This is a genomic window from Myxococcus dinghuensis, from assembly GCF_024198235.1.
In the GTDB taxonomy this organism is placed as follows: domain Bacteria; phylum Myxococcota; class Myxococcia; order Myxococcales; family Myxococcaceae; genus Myxococcus; species Myxococcus dinghuensis.
The window spans coordinates 1-17,259 of sequence record NZ_JAKCFB010000065.1 but is presented as its reverse complement, the minus strand read 5'-3'; the positions used below and the strand labels follow the sequence as shown (position 1 = coordinate 17,259).

Annotated in this window: 11 protein-coding genes and 1 CRISPR repeat array; of the genes, 4 read left to right on the top strand and 7 right to left on the bottom strand. The window is 70.1% G+C overall.

The annotated features are described in order from the left end of the window. Positions 1-71: 71 nt before the first annotated feature. Positions 72-617, bottom strand: coding sequence for an ATP synthase F1 subunit delta (atpH, locus tag LZ198_RS40535; RefSeq protein ID WP_253977537.1), 546 nt, complete (start codon positions 615-617; stop codon positions 72-74). 158 nt (positions 618-775) lie between these two features. On the opposite strand from atpH, the gene LZ198_RS40530 reads away from it, so the two are divergent. The 4 genes from LZ198_RS40530 to LZ198_RS40515 all read left to right on the top strand — a co-directional run bounded on the left by LZ198_RS40530 (position 776) and on the right by LZ198_RS40515 (position 7,598). Then, positions 776-2,602 carry an Hsp70 family protein gene (locus LZ198_RS40530; RefSeq protein WP_253977536.1) on the top strand — a complete coding sequence of 609 codons (1,827 nt, stop codon included), beginning with the start codon at positions 776-778 and terminating at the stop codon, positions 2,600-2,602. Positions 2,603-2,604: 2 nt separating this feature from the next. Next, entirely contained in the window at positions 2,605-3,774 is a 1,170-nt protein-coding gene (locus tag LZ198_RS40525) for a TIGR02266 family protein (RefSeq protein ID WP_253977535.1), read from the top strand. 165 nt (positions 3,775-3,939) lie between these two features. After that, entirely contained in the window at positions 3,940-6,066 is a 2,127-nt protein-coding gene (locus LZ198_RS40520) for a beta-propeller domain-containing protein (protein WP_323383404.1), read from the top strand. Between the two features lie 128 nt (positions 6,067-6,194). After that, positions 6,195-7,598, top strand: a complete 1,404-nt coding sequence (locus tag LZ198_RS40515) for an MATE family efflux transporter (protein ID WP_253977534.1) — start codon at positions 6,195-6,197, stop codon at positions 7,596-7,598. Positions 7,599-7,623: 25 nt separating this feature from the next. Here LZ198_RS40515 and LZ198_RS40510 read toward each other — a convergent pair whose 3' ends face one another. The 6 genes from LZ198_RS40510 to LZ198_RS40485 form a co-directional block, all read right to left on the bottom strand. Continuing rightward, positions 7,624-8,337 (bottom strand): esterase family protein, encoded by a 714-nt coding sequence (locus LZ198_RS40510; protein ID WP_253977533.1) that lies wholly within the window; start codon positions 8,335-8,337, stop codon positions 7,624-7,626. A gap of 150 nt (positions 8,338-8,487) precedes the next feature. Next, positions 8,488-9,993 (bottom strand): aldehyde dehydrogenase family protein, encoded by a 1,506-nt coding sequence (locus LZ198_RS40505; RefSeq protein WP_253977532.1) that lies wholly within the window; start codon positions 9,991-9,993, stop codon positions 8,488-8,490. 278 nt (positions 9,994-10,271) lie between these two features. Next, entirely contained in the window at positions 10,272-11,069 is a 798-nt protein-coding gene (locus tag LZ198_RS40500) for a hypothetical protein (RefSeq protein WP_253977531.1), read from the bottom strand. Positions 11,070-11,343: 274 nt separating this feature from the next. Continuing rightward, positions 11,344-11,811, bottom strand: coding sequence for an NUDIX hydrolase (locus tag LZ198_RS40495; RefSeq protein ID WP_253977530.1), 468 nt, complete (start codon positions 11,809-11,811; stop codon positions 11,344-11,346). Further along, positions 11,808-13,247, bottom strand: coding sequence for a DUF2380 domain-containing protein (locus tag LZ198_RS40490; protein WP_253977529.1), 1,440 nt, complete (start codon positions 13,245-13,247; stop codon positions 11,808-11,810). Before LZ198_RS40490 ends, LZ198_RS40495 begins: the two co-directional genes overlap by 4 nt. Further along, a complete protein-coding gene (locus LZ198_RS40485; protein ID WP_253977528.1) occupies positions 13,237-14,574 on the bottom strand; it encodes a hypothetical protein in 1,338 nt (445 codons plus the stop codon). The genes LZ198_RS40490 and LZ198_RS40485 overlap by 11 nt, the downstream gene beginning before the upstream one ends. Positions 14,575-15,379: 805 nt before the next feature. Further along, positions 15,380-17,197: direct repeats of the CRISPR family, unit length 37 nt; unit sequence GTCGCTCCTCGTGACCGCGAGGAGCGTGGGTTGAAAC. Positions 17,198-17,259: the final 62 nt, after the last annotated feature.

Sequence of the window (17,259 nt, the reverse complement as noted above, 5' to 3'; positions counted from 1 at the left end):
CAGCGGGAAATACTGGTTTGCCCTGGACAGCGGGATGACGTCGGAGGACCCGCGACGTCGGACCCGGACTCCTAGTGCTGCTTCAGCTCGCGGCGAAGCTGCTCGAGCTGGGTGCGCAGGCTGCCGTCATACAGGATGCTGCCCACCTGGGCGGAGACGCCACCGAGCAGGCTGGGGTCCACGTGCGTCTGGAGGACGACGTTGCGCTGGGTGAGCTTCTGGAGCGTGTCCTGGAGTTGGGCGAGCACGTCCGCGGGGAGCGCGGCGGCGGTGGTGACGTTGCCGCGCACGCGGCCGGCGCGGGCGTCCGCCATGTCGCGGAAGACGCGGGCGATGTCACCGATGTAGCCCTGGCGGTTGCGGTCCACCAGCAGGCGCAGGGTGTTGGCGAGCGCCGGCTCCAGGTCGGGGATGAGCTTCATGACCCCGTCCACCACGCTGGCGCGCTGGCCGCGGGTGTAGGCGGGGTTCTCCAGCACGTCCGCCAACTCGGCGTTCTTCGCGAAGATCTCCGCGATGGAGGACAGCTGCTCGGCGATGGCGTCGACGCGGCCACCCTCCGAGGAGACGTCGAGGAGGGCACGGGCGTAGCGGCGGGCGATGGACACGTTCACCATGGCGGGCGCGCCCTTAGCATGGGGGGCGAGCGCGAGTCCACCTTCGTGGGATATCCGATGGAGCGGTCGAGGAAGCGACCGCCCGGAAGCAGGTCCGGTGAGAGGGGGCTTGGCGAGCGGGCGCCAAGACCCGTAGCGTGGGGGTCCCGACTGCCCCCATGCATGATCCCGTCATCGGCATCGACCTGGGTACCACCAACAGCGCCGTGGCCACCGTGGAGGATGGACGGCCGCGGCTCATCCCCTCGCGTGCGGGCGGACGGCTGACGCCCTCCGTCCTCGGCATCAACAAGGCCGGCGATCGCGTCGTGGGCCAGGCCGCGCAGGCGCTGTCGGAGGAGCACCCGGACTCCGTGGTGTGGGCCACCAAGCGCTTCCTGGGCCGGCGCTACACGCCGGAGCTGGTGCAGCAGGCCAAGGCGCTCGTGCCCTATCCCCTGGTGGCGGGGCCCGCCGGGGACGTGCGCGTGAAGCTGGCCGGGCGCGTGCTGCCCGTCACGCAGGTGTCGGCCATGATTCTGGGGGAGCTGGCGCTCGACGCGCAGGCGCACTTCGGCCGGCCCGTCTCCAAGTGCGTCATCACCGTCCCCGCCAACTTCGACGACAACCAGCGCCAGGCCACGCGCGAGGCGGCCACCATCGCCGGGCTGGACGTGGTGCGCCTGGTGAACGAGCCCACGGCGGCGGCGCTGGCGTACGGCCTGTCGCGCGGCTTCGAGGGCAACGCGCTGGTGTTCGACCTGGGCGGCGGCACGTTCGACGTGTCCATCCTCGACGTGAAGTCCGGCGTCTTCGAGGTGCGCGCCACCGGTGGAGATCCGCGGCTGGGCGGCGAGGACTTCGACCAGCGCATCGTGCAGTGGCTGCTGGCCCAGGTGGACGACGAGCTGCGCGCCGCGGTGGCGCAGGACGCGCCCAGCCTGCGGCGGCTCAAGGTCGCGGCGGAGGCGGCCAAGCGCGAGCTGACCGAGCACGAGGAGGCGACCATCTCCGTCACCGGCCTGGGGGACCACGCTGGGCAGGGCAAGCGCACCACGGACCTGGAGACGGTGCTCACGCGCTCGTTCTTCGAGACGCTGTCGGAGCCGCTGTCGCGCCGGTGCCTGGAGGCCTGCGAGTCGGTGATGCGCGAGGCGAGGATGGACCCGCGCTCGGTGGACGTGGTGCTGCTGGTGGGCGGCATGACGCGCGTGCCGCTGATGCGCCGGCTGGTGGCGGACTTCTTCGGCCGCGCGCCGTCCACGGACGTGCACCCCGACGAGGCCGTGGCGCTGGGCGCCGCGGTGCAGGCGGACGAGCTGCTGCGCCAGTCGGGGCAGGCGCTGCTGCTCGACGTGGCCAGCCAGAGCCTGGGCGTGGGCGTGCTGGGCGGACGCGTCAAGCGGCTCATCGCCAAGAACACGGGCGTGCCCGTGGTCGCGCGCGACATCTTCTTCCCCGGCACGGCGGGCCAGTCCGAGGCGCGCATCCCCGTGTACCAGGGCGAGAGCGAGTTCCAGGACGAGAACCACAAGCTGGGCGAGGTGGTGCTCAAGAACCTGCACGTGGCCGCGCGCGGCGACGTGCCGCTGGAGGTGGTGTTCGAGCTGTCCGGCGAGGCCATCCTCGCGGTGAAGGCCACGGACCTGACCACCGGCAACATGGAGACGGTGCGCCTGGAGGCGCGCCCCGGCCTGCCGCAGAGCGAGGCGGAGAAGCTGGGCGCGGAGCAGGCCAGCTACGCGAAGTCGCAGGGCGTGGTGGACGCGCGGCGCGCGGAGGAGATGTTCCGCAAGCTCCTGGAGCGCGGCGAGAAGCTGGCGCGGCTGCTCCAGAAGAGCGCGCAGGAGAACCCCAGCCCGGAGGCCGAGGCCGCGGTGGGCACCGTGCAGCGGCTGCTCGACGGCGGGCGCACCGCGCTGGAGGGCAAGGACGCGGCGAAGTGCGCGGCCATCGCCCGGCAGCTCACGCAGCTGTTGTCCGGCAAGCAGGAGCCGCGCGCCTGACCATGAACGCCCCTCCCTCCACCGCGCGCGAGACCGTGTTCGTGGTGGACGACTCCCGCACCGCGCGCGAGGTGGTGCGGCTGCACCTGGCGCGGCTGGGCTGCGAGCCGGTGACGCTGGAGGGCGGCGAGGCGTGCATGGCGGAGCTGGCGCGGCGCGCGCCCATGCTCATCCTCATGGACCTGCGCATGGAGCGCATGCAGGGCGACGAGGTGTGCCGCGCGGTGAAGGCCCACCCGGCCGGCCGCAACGTGCCCGTCATCATGTTCACCTCCGCGGGCGAGCCGCACGAGGTGATGCACTGCTGGCGCGCGGGCGCGGACGACTTCCTGCCCAAGCCCGTCACGCTGGAGGCGCTGCAGGCCAAGCTCGTCGCCGTGCGCGGCGCGCGCGAGCGCGTGAAGGACGGCCCGCCCCGGGGCCGCCGCGTGCTGCTGGTGGAGGGCGGGCGCTTCCTGCACACCTTCCTCGGGGGCTCGCTGGAGCAGGAGGGGTTGCACGTCCTCTACGCCCGCGACGCCCACGACGCGGAGCGGCTGGCCGCCGAGCACGCCGCGCAGCTCGACGGCTTCCTCGTCGACGTCTCCCGCGCCCCGAAGGAGGCGCTGGCGCTCGCCGCCCGGCTCCACGAGACGGGCCCGCGCAAGCCGCTGGTGCTCCTGTCGCGCGCGGAGGAGTCCGCGGAGGTGCTGGCCCGGGCCCAGGCGCTCAGCGGCGCGCCGCTCCTGGAGAAGCGCCACCTGGGCGCCGACGAGCTGCTGGCGCGCGTGCTGGCGCGGCTGGTGCCGGACCGGACGCCGCTGCGGGCCGCCGAGCGCGTGCCCTTCTTCACCGTGGTGGAGTTCGCCCCCGTGGGCGGCGGCCCCACGCACTCGGGCTTCAGCCACGACGCCAGCCCCGGCGCCCTCTTCGTGCGCACCCTCACCCCCGCGCGCGAGGGCAGCCGGCTCGCCCTGAAGGTCCTGCTCGCGGGGCAGCGCACGCCCTGCGCCGCCGAGGCCACCGTGGCCTGGGCCAACCCGCCCCGGCCCTCCGGCGCCTTCCGCGCCCCGGCCGGCATGGGCCTGCGGCTGGAGAAGATGGACCCGGCGCTGACCCAGCAGTTCGTCCGCTTCGTCCCGCGCACCCACGGTTTTCCCCCTCCCAGTCCCCCGCGCGCCTCAGGTTTCTGAGAGGGGCCGTGGCCCGCAAACCCCTGGAAGCCCCGGAGTCCCGGGCATGTCACCGCTGGCATGAGGGTGGCAACACGGCCCGCGCGATGCCACCGGGCCGGTGGGGCGGCCTCCGCGCCTCCCCAGGCGCCCGGTGGGGCCGACGAGAACGAAAGAGGGTCCTCCGTGATTCGACAGTGGAAGCGCTCCGCGTGGATGGGTGTGGTGGTGGGGGTGGTGGCGGGCTGTGAGGGGTCCAAGACGTACCCGGAGATGGAGAACGAGCCGGTGCAGATGAAGGCGCGGTTGGAGGCCTTCGACAGCTGCGCGGCGCTGGAGACGTTCATCGAGGACACGGCGACGAAGCAGATGCGCGCCTACCTCGAGTCCACGCGCAACGGCGGCTACTGGTTCTCCGTGGATGACGGGGCCATTCCCCCGTCCGCGCCCACCGCCGGCGGGTCGGGCGGCGAGGGCGGCAGCCGCGGGCCGGACAACCACACCGGCACCAACAACCAGGTGGAGGGCGTGCACGAGGCGGACTTCGTGCAGAACGACGGCACGCACATCTTCGTGCTGTCCGGCACCAGGCTGTACCTGCACCGCTCCTGGCCCGCGGAGCAGCTGACGCTGGCGGCGACGCTCGACATCGAGGGCTGGCCCTCGCAGATGCTCTACGACGAGGCGCGCCACCGGCTGGTCATCGCCTCGCAGGTCTTCGAGGAGCGCCCCGGCTACCCCTCCCTGGGCACCCGCGGCGGGGGCCTGACGGGGGGCGCGGACATGCCCGCGCCGGGCTGTGTGGGGCGGGGCTGTGGCTACGCGTACAGCGACACGATGAAGGTGACGGTGGTGGACGTGTCCGCGGTCGCCTCGCCCCAGGTGGTCCAGCAGGTGTACCTGCCGGGCAACTACCTGAGCGCGCGGCGCGTGGACGGGACGGTGCGCTTCGTCCTGTCGGACGCGTTCCGCTGGCCCGCGGGCGTGAAGATGGCGGTCGACTATTCGCGCGAGGTCTACGAGGACAAGGACAAGCTGAACAAGGCCATCGACGCGCTCATCGTCCAGAACGAGAAGCTCATCCGGGAGCAGACGCTCGCGCTGTGGCGGCCCGAGGGGCGCAACGTCTCCTCGGACGGGGCGTCGCACCCGCTGTCGTCGGACTGCCACCGCTTCTTCCACGCCAACGCGCCGCTGGGCCTGGGCTTCGTGACGGTGCTGTCGCTGGACCTGGACGCGGCCGAGGGCGCGGCGCCGGTGGACCGCACCAGCGTGGTGACGTACCCGGGGCAGCTCTACGCCTCCGCGGAGTCGCTCTACCTGGCGACGCCGCACTGGTGGTGGCGCACGGACGCGGCGCAGAAGGACTTCTCCTACCTGCACAAGTTCGACATCCGCGAGGTGGGCAAGACGACGTACGTGGCCAGCGGCACGGTGGAGGGGACGCTGGTCAACCAGTTCTCCCTGGACGAACACGAGGGCGTGCTGCGCGTGGCCACCACGGTGCGCACCGCGTCGCTCTGGGACCCGTCCTCCCCCGTCTCCAGCAACGACACGACGACCTACAGCCGCGTCGTCACCCTGGGCGAGCAGGACGGGCAGCTGGTGGAGCTGGGGCGCAGCGAGGACCTGGCCAAGGGCGAGCGCATCTTCAGCGCGCGCTTCGTGGGGGACCGCGGCTACGTCGTGACGTTCCGCCAGGTGGACCCGCTGTTCACGTTCGACCTGAGCGACCCGGCGCACCCGCGCAAGGTGGGTGAGCTGAAGATTCCGGGCTTCTCCACGTACATCCACCCGCTGGGCACCACGCACCTGCTGACGCTCGGCGAGGACCGCAACGAGGACGGCACCTGGACCAACCGCGCCCTCAAGCTGTCGCTGTTCGACGTGTCGGACCTGGCGCACCCGAAGGAGACGTTCACCCACCGCCTGGGGTCGATGAGCAGCTACAGCGAGGCGCTCTACGAGCACAAGGCCTTCAACTACTTCGCGGAGAAGAAGCTGCTGGCCATCCCCTTCACGGACTTCATCTACAGCCCCACGGATTACTGGTCCGGCTTCCGCAGCGACCTGCTGGTCTTCCGGGTGGACACCGCCACGGGCTTCTCGCCGGTGGGCTCCGTCTCCATGGGGGACGTGTACCGGACGCTCGACAACCCGCAGTGGTCCTGGAACTGGCAGCCGCAGGTGCGCCGCAGCGTGATGGCGGACGACTACGTGTACGCCATCACCGACGCGGGCGTGCGCGTGGCGAAGCTGGAGTCGCTCCAGACGCCGCTGGCCACCACGCTCTTCCAGGCCCCCACGCCGTGATGCGGTGTTGACGCGCGCGCCCGGCTCCGGACTTCCGGGGTTGGGCGCGCGGGTCAGGTCGGCGAGCGGCGGGGCGTCGCTCGCGGTGGCGCAATCCATCCCGGAAGGCGCTATAGCCCCGGGCCGCCATGTCTACCGCCGTCGCCCCCGTTCCTGGTGAAGTCCAAGGCTCCTATCGCGCCGAGTTCCGGGCGCTGATGAAGCTGGCGGTCCCCATCGCCATCGCCCAGGGAGGCCAGGCGCTCATGGGCCTGGTCGACACGCTGGTGGTGGGGCGTGCGGGCACGCTGGCGCTGGCGTCGGTGGGGTTGGGCAACGGCCTGTTCTTCGCCGTGAGCGGCTTCGGCATGGGGCTGATGATGGGCTTCGACCCGCTCCTGTCCCAGGCGGTGGGGGCGCGCAACCCGTCCCGGGCGCGGGCCCTCTTGTGGCAGGGCGGGTGGATGTCGCTGTTCGCCGGGCTGGTGCTCGGGAGCCTGCTGCTGCTGTCCCCGCGGCTGCTGCCGCTGGCGGGCGTGGGCGAGGCGGAGATCGCCGGGGCCTGGGACTACCTGGTGTGGCGCGCGCCGAGCATGCCGCTGATGCTGGCGTTCATGACGATGCGCTCGTACTTCCAGGCCACGGCCACCACGCGGCCGCTCGTGGTGGCGACGGTGCTGGCCAACGTCCTCAACCTGGGCGGGGACATCCTGCTGGTGTTCGGCGGCGGGGTGTTGCCGGAGTTCTTCGGGCCGCTGCGGGCGATTCCGGCCATGGGCGTGGCGGGCTCGGCGCTGGCGACGTCGCTGTGCACGGCGCTCCAACTGGCCGTGGTGGTGTTCGCCATGTCGTCGTCGAGCGCGACGCCGGACGCGCGGCCCTCGCGAGCGCCGGTGTGGGCGGACCTGGCGCAGGCGGCGCGGGTGGGGGTGCCCATCGGGCTGCACATCGCGGCGGAGATTGGCGTCTTCGCGCTGGCGGGCGTGCTGGCCGCGGGGCTGGGGCCGGCGAGCGTGGGCGCGCATCAGATCGCCATCTCCTTCTCGAGCGTCACCTTCACCATCGCGGTGGGCATCGGCAACGCGGGCAGCGTGCGGGTGGGCTGGGCGGTGGGGGCGCATGATTCGCCGAGGGCCCGGCGCAGCGGCTTCATGGCCTTCGCGGGAGGCGCGGGCTTCATGGCGCTGGGCGCGCTGGTGTTCGCGTGCTTCCCCACGGCGCTGGCGAAGCTGGCGGGCGCGCCGGACGACGTGCTGCCGCTGGCGGTGCCGCTGCTGATGGTCAGCGCCCTCTTCCAGGTCTTCGACGGGGTGCAGGGGGTGGGCGCGGGCGTGCTGCGCGGCGTGGGGGACACGCGCTTCACCTTCCTGGCCAACATGGTGGGGCACTACGTCGTGGGGCTGCCGCTGACGCTCTTCCTGGGCTTCAAGGCGGGGCTGGGCGTGCTCGGCATCTGGTGGGGCCTGTGCGCGGGCCTCATCACCGTGGCGGTGGCGCTGCTGTGGCGCTTCAACAAGATGAGCGCCGGCACGCTGCGCCCGCTGGAGTCGTGAGCGGGCGCCCGCGAGGGCTTCGCGGCTACCAGGGCAGGTACTGCTGAATCATCTGCCGCCACACGGGCCAGTCGTGGTTGCCGCCCTGCCAGACGGCGAGCTGGTGGGCGATGTCCTTCTTCCACAGCAGGTTGGACAGGTGCTCGTTGGAGGGACGGCAGAAGTCGTGCTCCCCCACGGCGAGCACCATCTCCATGCGCTGGAGCGCGGAGAGCTGCGCGCCGTCGCTGACGTTGGGCAGCCATTGCGTGGCGGAGTGGAAGTAGACGTCCGGGTCGTGGTGGCCGTCGAGGAACTCGTCCGTCTCGAACTTGCCGCCCATGGACAAGAGGCGCTGGAAGACGTGCGGGTGGCGCAGGCCCACGTTGTACGTGTGGAAGCCGCCGAAGCTGCACCCGGCCAGGGTGAGGCGACCGCCGGTGGCGCGGCTCTGGAGGAGGGGGACCACCTCGTGGATGAGGTACTGCTCCCACTCCGCGTGGCGCGCGACGCGGTCGTGCGGGTGCACGGCCTTGTTGAACCAGGACTCGTCGTCGACGGAGTCGGGGCACACCACGACGTAGCGCCCGGACTGGATGCGGTCGGCGATGGCGCCGATGAGGCCGAAGTCCTCCGCCTGGAAGAAGCGTCCACGGCTGGTGGGCAGGAGCAGCACCGGCTCTCCCGAGTGGCCGAAGAGCAGGAGCTCCATGTCCCGGTGCAGCCGGGTGCTGTGCCAGCGGTGGTATTCGCGGTTCATGGGGGCGGAGCTTAACCGCGCCGCGTCAATGACTGGCAATGGCGTGTGTCACGGGTCCGCGGCGTCCCACCCCTGGGGGCGGCAACTCCCTGGATTCGCTCGCGGGGGGTGCGCGTGGCCCCGTGTCGCATGGGGCCACGCGCGGGGGTGTCACCAGTTGCCTTCGAGCGGGTGGGGCCCGTCGGTGAAGGCGCGGACCAGGTGCGTGCCGCCCACGAAGGCGCCGGCCCACGAGCCGCCCTTGCCGCCGAAGGACTCCTCGCGGTCGCCGCGGGAGCGCAGCTTGTTGATGCCGACCTTGAAGGCGTGGAGGCGCGAGGCGATGCGCTGGGCGAGCGACGGGTCGTCCGCGGCGACGGAGGCGACGAGCGCGCCGTCGGAGACGTTGGCCTCGGCGATGAGCGCCTCCTCGGAGTCCGCGGAGATGAGCACGTCCACGGGGCCGAAGGGCTCGCGCAGGTAGAGCTCGCTCTGGGTGTTCACGCCGAACAGGAGGGTGGGCGGGATGTACGCGCCCCGGTCCTGGCCGTCGTGGAAGGCGTCCTCGGCGAGCTGGCCCTGGAAGAGGACGCGGGCGCCGTCGGCCTGGGCGGCGTCGAGGTGGCCGCGCAGCTCCTTCACCTTGGACGCGGAGATGAGCGGGCCGAAGTCGACGTGGCGGTCGAGCAGCGGGTGGCCGACGCGCAGGTCCGACACGGCGTCGATGTACGTGCGCACGAAGCGGGGGACGAGGGACTTCTCGACGACCCAGCGGGTGTACGCGGTGCAGCGCTGCTTGCCGAAGTCGAAGCCCGCGCGAATCTGCTTCCCGAGCGAGTCCCAGTCGGAGAAGTGGGTGATGGCGTAGGCGTTGACGCCCTCCATCTCCAGGGCATAGCGCTTGTTGCAGGCCTTGAGGCGGCGGTGGACCTCGCCGCCGTTGGCGCGCCCGCCGATGAAGGCGACGCCCGCGATGCGGTCGTGGGCGACGAGCGGTTCGGAGAGGTCCTTGCCGCGTCCGCCCACGAGCGACACGGGCAGGTGGGCCCGGCGCAGCAGCGCGAAGGCGAGGGTGAGGCTGACGCCGCCACCCTGGGTGGGAATCTTGGCGATGACGGAGTCGCCCGCCAGGGATTGGACGAGGACGTTCAGGAGGAGGACGGAGAACGGGTAGTTCCAGGAGGCGATGTTGGAGACCAGGCCGAGCGGGGCGCGGCCCTCCATCATGGGCGCCATGTTCTCCAGGTACCACGCGATGCCGGCCAGACAGCGGTCGACGTCGTTGGACGCGGTGGGCAGCGTCTTGCCGATGTCCCAGGCGAGCACGCGGACGAGCAGGTCACGGTGCTGGTGGAGCAGGGTGACGGCCTGGGAGACGGCGAGGGCGCGCTCGGAGAGCGGGAGGTGGGACCAGGGGATGAACTCGTCCGCGGCGGCCTCCACGGCGGCGGCGGCCTGGTTGGCGTCGAGCTGCGGCAGCTCGGCGATGACCTGGCCGTCGATGGGCGACCTCGCGCCGAACCAGGCGGGCGGGCGGACCCATGCTCCCGCCACCGGGGAGAGCAGGCGGCCGCGCTCGTCGAAGGCCTCGGGGATGACCCGCATCGCCTCCTTCAGCAGGTGCTTGCGGTCGAGGTGGAGAGGGGATCCGCCAACAGAAGTCTGGGTATCGAGCACGGGGGCTCCTTCCTTGCGCCTTGCGCCGCGGGATTCACGTCCCGGTTCGTTTGCGCCGCCTCATGACGAGCTGCGGCATCGCCCGAATCTGGCCACGCGTCCTCGCGGCGTCTGGGCAGGCGGGGAGGGGGCCGGTGGAACGGCCGCTCCTGGGTTGACTGTGGGAAGGTCGAGGAGACCCGTGGGGAGGGGCGGGCACGGGGCGGACCCTGCGCACCCCTGGAGAGGGATTGCGTGGCGGGATGTTTGGGATTGGACCGGGGACCGCGGGGCGTGTGTCAGTCGAGGGAGCGCCGCTCTCCACACTTCTCGTAGGCGGCGGGGACGTCAGGCCTCGTGCGCTTGTAGCAATAGACCGACTCGCTCGATGCCTCGGAGCATTCCGAGTCGACGACCAGTTCACCCGAGGGCAGCGTGGTCTGTGTCCCGCAGCTCCGGGTCGCTTCCTCGAGTCGGAGCTGGCGAGGGAACTCCTTTCCCTCCACGCGGATGGTCACTTCGGAGGAGCTGCTGAACACGGTGAACGCACCGTCGGTCCACTCCAGCTTGAAGAGTTCGACCAGCGAGCCCGCCTCTGCCTCCCAGAATGAAATCGCGTTGCTTTCTCCGTGTACGTCGCCCTGATGGGCGTCGACCTTGAAGGCCTGTCGCACCGGGTCGGTGAGGTTCTCGAACGCGAAGACGGCCTCTGGAGGAAAGTTCGAGTACGACGTCTCCATTCCCGGCAGGAAGGGCATCTTCGTGAGGCAATAGGTGTTCTTCTCCCCGAGCGGATGCAGCACCGCGCCGGCGAGCAACGTCAGATATTCACAGACCTTCCCTCGCGCCTGGAGGACGAGATCCTCCGTATCCGCGGAGATGATGCGGGCACGGAAGACATCGAGCTTCACGGCCGCGGGAGTCTCCGCCTTCGTGCACGCCTCCGCATCCCACGGGAGTCCGAGCTGGAGGGGGGCGAGCAGCTTCTTCACCTCGGCCGTCGTCGTCGCGGCTCCCAACTGCTTCTTCAACGCCTGCGGCACCACCGTGACGCGTCGCTCGGAGGGACAGACCCATGGCTTCGGTGGCGAAACCACAGGTGCCGCTGTCCCCGCATCGCCCGCTCCCTTTCCGGCGGAGAGGGGCGGTGGCGTCTGGGCGAAGCCAGGCCCTGGGACCGCGGTCACGAGGATGAGCAGCACGAGGCAAGACACCCGACGGAGAAGCCACGCGCAGCTTCCCCGGAGACCGATACGCTCCATGTCCACTGTTCCTGTCATCACGCTCTCCCCCTGGCGGTCGGCGACGGCGGGCCGACCATCTCATGTTCCGCGGTTCCTTGGACGGGGCCTTCCGCCACGAACAGGGGTGTCAGGGTTCGTCGTCTGGAAGAAGCCTCCGGAGGAGCGCATCGTCGGGGCCGAGCGGACGCCATCCCGCGGGGGGTGGATTGGCGAGGAGCGCGTCTCCGACCCGTTGGGCGCGCTCTTCGTGGGTCTCAGGGGTGTATGCGGACCATGCGCCAAGCGCCTTGGCGACCTTGAAACGGTTCGCATCGTCCAGCACGGCGGGCCAACCGTCGGAGAGACCCTGGGACAACATGCGCGCGAGGACATCGCGGACGAAGCGCGTGACCTCCTGGCGCTGTTCCGCCTCCGCGAGCAGACCGCTCAACACCTGCACGGCGGCGACGTCGTTGCCGAGCTCGTCGGCCAGGGCATGGAGCGGAACGGCGGGGCGTGCTTCGGCGAAGGCGGTGAGCGAGTCGTAGCCTCGCTCACGAACTCGCGCGTCGAGGCGTGCCTGGATGTCGCCCCGCCAGGCCTCTCCGCCACTCATGGTCCTCTCCCGGAAGAGAAGTTCATCGGGACCCTGTAGTCCGTCATCCGCTCCGCGACGATCTCCAGGACCTCACGCGACGTCAACATCCGGCCGGCCCTGAGTTCAGCATTCCGGAGCGCACGCATGACCAACTGGTTCCACTCCCCGGGCCAGGTGCGCCCCAAGCGCCAGTTGCCCCCACCGTGAATCGCTTCGTGGTGCGCCTGCTCCAGTCGAACGCAGAACTGGTCGATGTCCAGGTCGCCCGTGAAGCCACGCTGCTCGAACCACTCGCGGTGTTCCTTCGGCAGGACGTGGTGCTTCGGGGCCTCGGGCATGCCCGCCTTGGCCTTGTTGGTGACGTGCATGCCGCGCACCTCGGGGCTGTCCCCCAGCGCTTCGCGCACGTCCCCGGGCAGGTCTCGAGGTGCTTGCGCCATCAGCACCTGCCCGCCATGGATTCGGACTGCCGCGCTCACCACGGGAATGGAGAGGACTCCCGCTTGCACGAGCCTCCGCATCATCTCCACCCACTCCGCGGAGACGACGATGCGCGAGCCCGCCATGACGCCCCCCGCACTCATGACGAGGCCCTCCCCGAGCGTCGCTGGCGCGGAGGCAGGAGGCCGGGGTGTCGTCAGCTTCAGCGTGGAGAGCATGGCGGGCATCTCCAACACCTGCGCCGCCACCCCGACCTTGCCTCCTTGCTCCATCGCGGACCGGGCGTTCGCGTGAATCGCGTTGAACTCGCGGCTCAGCTTCCCCATCAGTTGGGGCACCTCGAGCGCGGCCGCCTCGACACGCTCCGTGTCCAGGGCGGAGAGGTCCGAAAGCGTGGGCTCCATCAAGGTCTGGACGCGGTGGAGGTCCGCGAACACCTTTTCGTCGCTGCACATCGGGCACTCCCGGAGGAGGGCGTCGGAGAGCTGGAGGAAGTCGACCCAGGTCGCCAGCAAGAGGGTGCCGAACATCGCGGCCTGGAGCCGTGGTCCCGTCATTCGCAGGAGTCCCCACTGCAGGCCCGCATCGCCTACCTCCGAAGCCACGCCCGTCAACGTGGTCGCGCTTCCGAGCGCGCCTCGCATCCATGTCACCTGCCCGGCGCCGTGGTCGAGATAGCGTGTGAACACGCCACTCCCGAGGCGCCTGCCATTGAAGACGGGCGCACGCTCGCGCAGCTTGGAGAGCGTCGACTGGATGTCCTCGAGCGAGCCCTTCGTTTCATCGATGGACTCGAGGATGGCTTGGCGTGTGAGCGCGGCGTTCCGCTCACCGCCCCCGACAGCGCCCGCCCCATTGCCTGGACCCGCGAGCGTCGCATCGTCCCGTGGCCCCGCATGTCGCCACAGCCGTTGCCGCGCATCGGAGCCCGCGAAGGGGCCGGAGGGCTGCGTCACCGAGGCGCATCCCGTGGTCAGCAGTGCCATGGCCAGGAGCAGGGCGTCAGCGCGCATTGTCCACCCCCAGGCCCATCGAGGCGAAGGCTCCAGGCCGCAAGGTGCCCTCGGCCGTGGGGAACAAGAGCGTGCCGCCTGTTCCCATCGCGTAGAGCTTCCCGCTCAGGAATCGCCAGCGGACCTCCGCCGCGCCCAGGTACCGAGCTCCCGGCTTGCCGGTGCCCATCGCGAGTCCCTTCAACGCGACTTCCAGGCTGCGCGCGAAGAGCTGCATGGCCACGCGGCCATCGATGTCGACTCGCCCCCACGAGAAGGTCTCCGCGCCCAGGGACAGATTCAAGTGCCTGTAGAGCCCCCCATAGCTGACCGCGTCCCAGCTCACCTCCAGCTCGCCGAACGCGGAGTAGCCATCCGGAAAGGGTGAGTCCGCGAGCGGAAGGCCGTCAGGGCCGGCCGCCTGGAATCGGGCCAGTTCGTAGTCCGCACCGATGAAGCCCTGTCGGAAGCCGCCACGCTGATGCCTCGCCTCCAGCCGCAGCCGAAGGCGGAGCCGCTTCGTGAGTACGTCGAGCCCGGCTCCCACGACAGCCCCCCACGCGCCCCCCTCGCCAGGCTGTCCACCCCAACCGGCAATCAGGTAGGCCTCATGGTCGGGCCGCAACCACATGCCGGCCGTCGCGTCCAGATGCGCCAGCGTCACCGAGGGCGCGCGCCCTCCTGCCCGCCCCCAGTCATGGACTGCTGACAGCGCCAGCGTGTACCGCCCTTGCTGTGCTGGCTGCCCGAAGAGGAGGTGCTCGACATCCAGGGCGAGTTCCGCGCCCAGCAGGCGCGCGCCCAGCACGTCCGAGGTGAAGGCTTCCGTGTAGAGCGGCCCCACCGCGGCGGTGATGATACCCCCGGCCGGGTGGTAGTCCGGATTCGTGCGGTTGGAGTAGCGGCGGACCAGATGCCCGGAGAGGAGTCTGTGTTCCTCCAGCGGGCCGAACCACATCGTCAACGGTGCGTCGCCCGAGCCGAGCTTGAGGCCCCGCACGAGCTGGCCCCAGTCCGACAGCGTGTCCCAATCCTCATGACGGACCCGCGTTGTCCGGCCTCCTTCGCTCCACATGCGGAAGCGCACGGGGGCGCCCACGTTGACGCCGAATCCGGGGCCACCATCGAGGATGAACGTGGGTTCGAGCTGGGCGAAGCCCTCGGTCTCCCCCAGGCCTCCGCGGGGCAGGAATGCCAGCGTCGTCGCCTCGAGGCGCATCAGGGAGTACCACCTGCTCGGGGGAGACGACGGTGACCCTTCTTCGGAGCTGGAGGGCGCCGAAGCCCAGCCCACCGTGGACAGCAGCAAGAGCAGCAGCGCGGCCCGACAGCATCGCTTCCTGTGCATACACGCCTCCTGAGCGTGCCCCGGCGAGGAGCACGCACGACACACGTCTCCCGGTTGGCTCGGGGGCAGACTGGTGGGGCAGGGAGGTCGGCTCGCCAGCCTCGGTGCAGAGGAAAGGACGCGAGGGTCTTCTTGCCCCAGGTGGTCAATTCCTATCAGCGGCGAATCCAGGCGGACATACCACCCAGGGGGGATGGGAGCGCCGTCCGCATCCATGGGATGACGGGTAGAGATTGCGGTGTTCCAGGGGGGCTCGCTGCCGGAGGAGGAGTGTCAGGCAAACACGTTGGCGGCAGCGACATGGCGGCTTCGCAGGGCGGTATGCGGGATGCGGAAGGTCTTGGTGCTCGGGTGCGACGACGTGAAGGTGTCGGGCTCAGGGGGCCCGCCCAGGCTCCGCAGTGTTTGCGGTCCTCGGCCTTCGAGTCCGTGCAGGAGCCCAAGGAGCTGAGTCGTGCTGCAGCGTGCTTGCCTGCTCGACGAGATGGACGAGAGAGCGACAGCCGGCGGTTCTATTGCCTGCGTGAGAACGTCACTCGGAAGACCGAGCACCCTGGTGCCCGAGTGCCGCTGGATGTCGAAGGACCCCTCATCCTGTAGGCTGGTTGCGCGCTTCCTCTCGGACGCGCGCGAACCTGTCCCGGTGTGGCCTCCGTCGAGGGTTCGCGCTCTTTGAAATCTCCAATAGTCTTCATGGGTTGAAGGTGTGGAGCGATGGAGACGGGGACGGAGTGGGGACGCGCCGGGAGGGGTTCGCGCAAACCGGCCGGATTCCCGAGTCCCCATGGTAGGTTGCACGGGCAGAGTCGCTCCTCGTGACCGCGAGGAGCGTGGGTTGAAACAATCCCGGATAGGCTGGCCTGACTCACACAGGAGGTCGCTCCTCGTGACCGCGAGGAGCGTGGGTTGAAACTCCGTTGGGTGCGTGCGGTGCTGGTGCGGCACCGGTCGCTCCTCGTGACCGCGAGGAGCGTGGGTTGAAACCGTCCTCGCGGTCCGTGGCCTCGCCGCCGCTGTCGCTCCTCGTGACCGCGAGGAGCGTGGGTTGAAACCGTCCTCGCGGTCCGTGGCCTCGCCGCCGCTGTCGCTCCTCGTGACCGCGAGGAGCGTGGGTTGAAACTGCAGCTCGTCAAATCCGATGACCGCGTGGCCTCGTGTCGCTCCTCGTGACCGCGAGGAGCGTGGGTTGAAACGCGCGGGTGTCGATGGCGACCAGCACCTCCATAGTCGCTCCTCGTGACCGCGAGGAGCGTGGGTTGAAACACGCCGGCCCGGCCCAAGTCTCACGCGAGGTATTGTCGCTCCTCGTGACCGCGAGGAGCGTGGGTTGAAACACGCCGGCCCGGCCCAAGTCTCACGCGAGGTATTGTCGCTCCTCGTGACCGCGAGGAGCGTGGGTTGAAACAGCGTCGTCTGCCGTGAGGGAGGCATGGTGGTCTGTCGCTCCTCGTGACCGCGAGGAGCGTGGGTTGAAACTCGGAGAAGAGCAGTCGCGCCGTCGAAGTCCCAGTCGCTCCTCGTGACCGCGAGGAGCGTGGGTTGAAACATGGCCGACATGAAGGAGAAGACGGGCGGCAGCAGTCGCTCCTCGTGACCGCGAGGAGCGTGGGTTGAAACACGCCCAGCTTGAGCGACTCCACCGCGCAGCCCCGTCGCTCCTCGTGACCGCGAGGAGCGTGGGTTGAAACCGTGGCCGTATGTGAGGAAGGACATGGCAACTGCGTCGCTCCTCGTGACCGCGAGGAGCGTGGGTTGAAACATAGAGGCCCCACTTGTCCACATTCGCCTGATTGATGTCGCTCCTCGTGACCGCGAGGAGCGTGGGTTGAAACCTCGGTCAGCTCCACGGTACGCATCGCCATGCCGGTCGCTCCTCGTGACCGCGAGGAGCGTGGGTTGAAACTCGTCGCGTGCCCTGCGCAAGGTTGCCGCGTCGTTGTCGCTCCTCGTGACCGCGAGGAGCGTGGGTTGAAACAACGCGTAGCCCACCAAGATACCCGCGCTCCAGGGTCGCTCCTCGTGACCGCGAGGAGCGTGGGTTGAAACCCCGATGTGAATCCGTTGCGGCTCGCGGCGGTGAACCGGTCGCTCCTCGTGACCGCGAGGAGCGTGGGTTGAAACGTGAGCGCGAACCTGGTTGCTGTCGCGAAGCTCGGGTCGCTCCTCGTGACCGCGAGGAGCGTGGGTTGAAACGCGAGGAGCACCATGAGCGACAGCGGATGCCCCGTCGCTCCTCGTGACCGCGAGGAGCGTGGGTTGAAACACGGGGCTCTCCTGCGCCTGAGGGGACAGGGTGGCGAGTCGCTCCTCGTGACCGCGAGGAGCGTGGGTTGAAACTGCGATGGTCTCCCGCGTCTCAGGTGAGACTCGCAGTCGCTCCTCGTGACCGCGAGGAGCGTGGGTTGAAACGACTTGACCAGCCAGAGAATGATGGACGGGCCGCCGGTCGCTCCTCGTGACCGCGAGGAGCGTGGGTTGAAACGTCCCCTCGAAGCTGGAGGACAACCCCAGCCTCAGTCGCTCCTCGTGACCGCGAGGAGCGTGGGTTGAAACAGCTCGGCGATGGACCGGCGGACGTCCGCCATCGTCGCTCCTCGTGACCGCGAGGAGCGTGGGTTGAAACTGGGCCGGCTCCGGAGGCGGGCTCCCAGGGCTGAGGTCGCTCCTCGTGACCGCGAGGAGCGG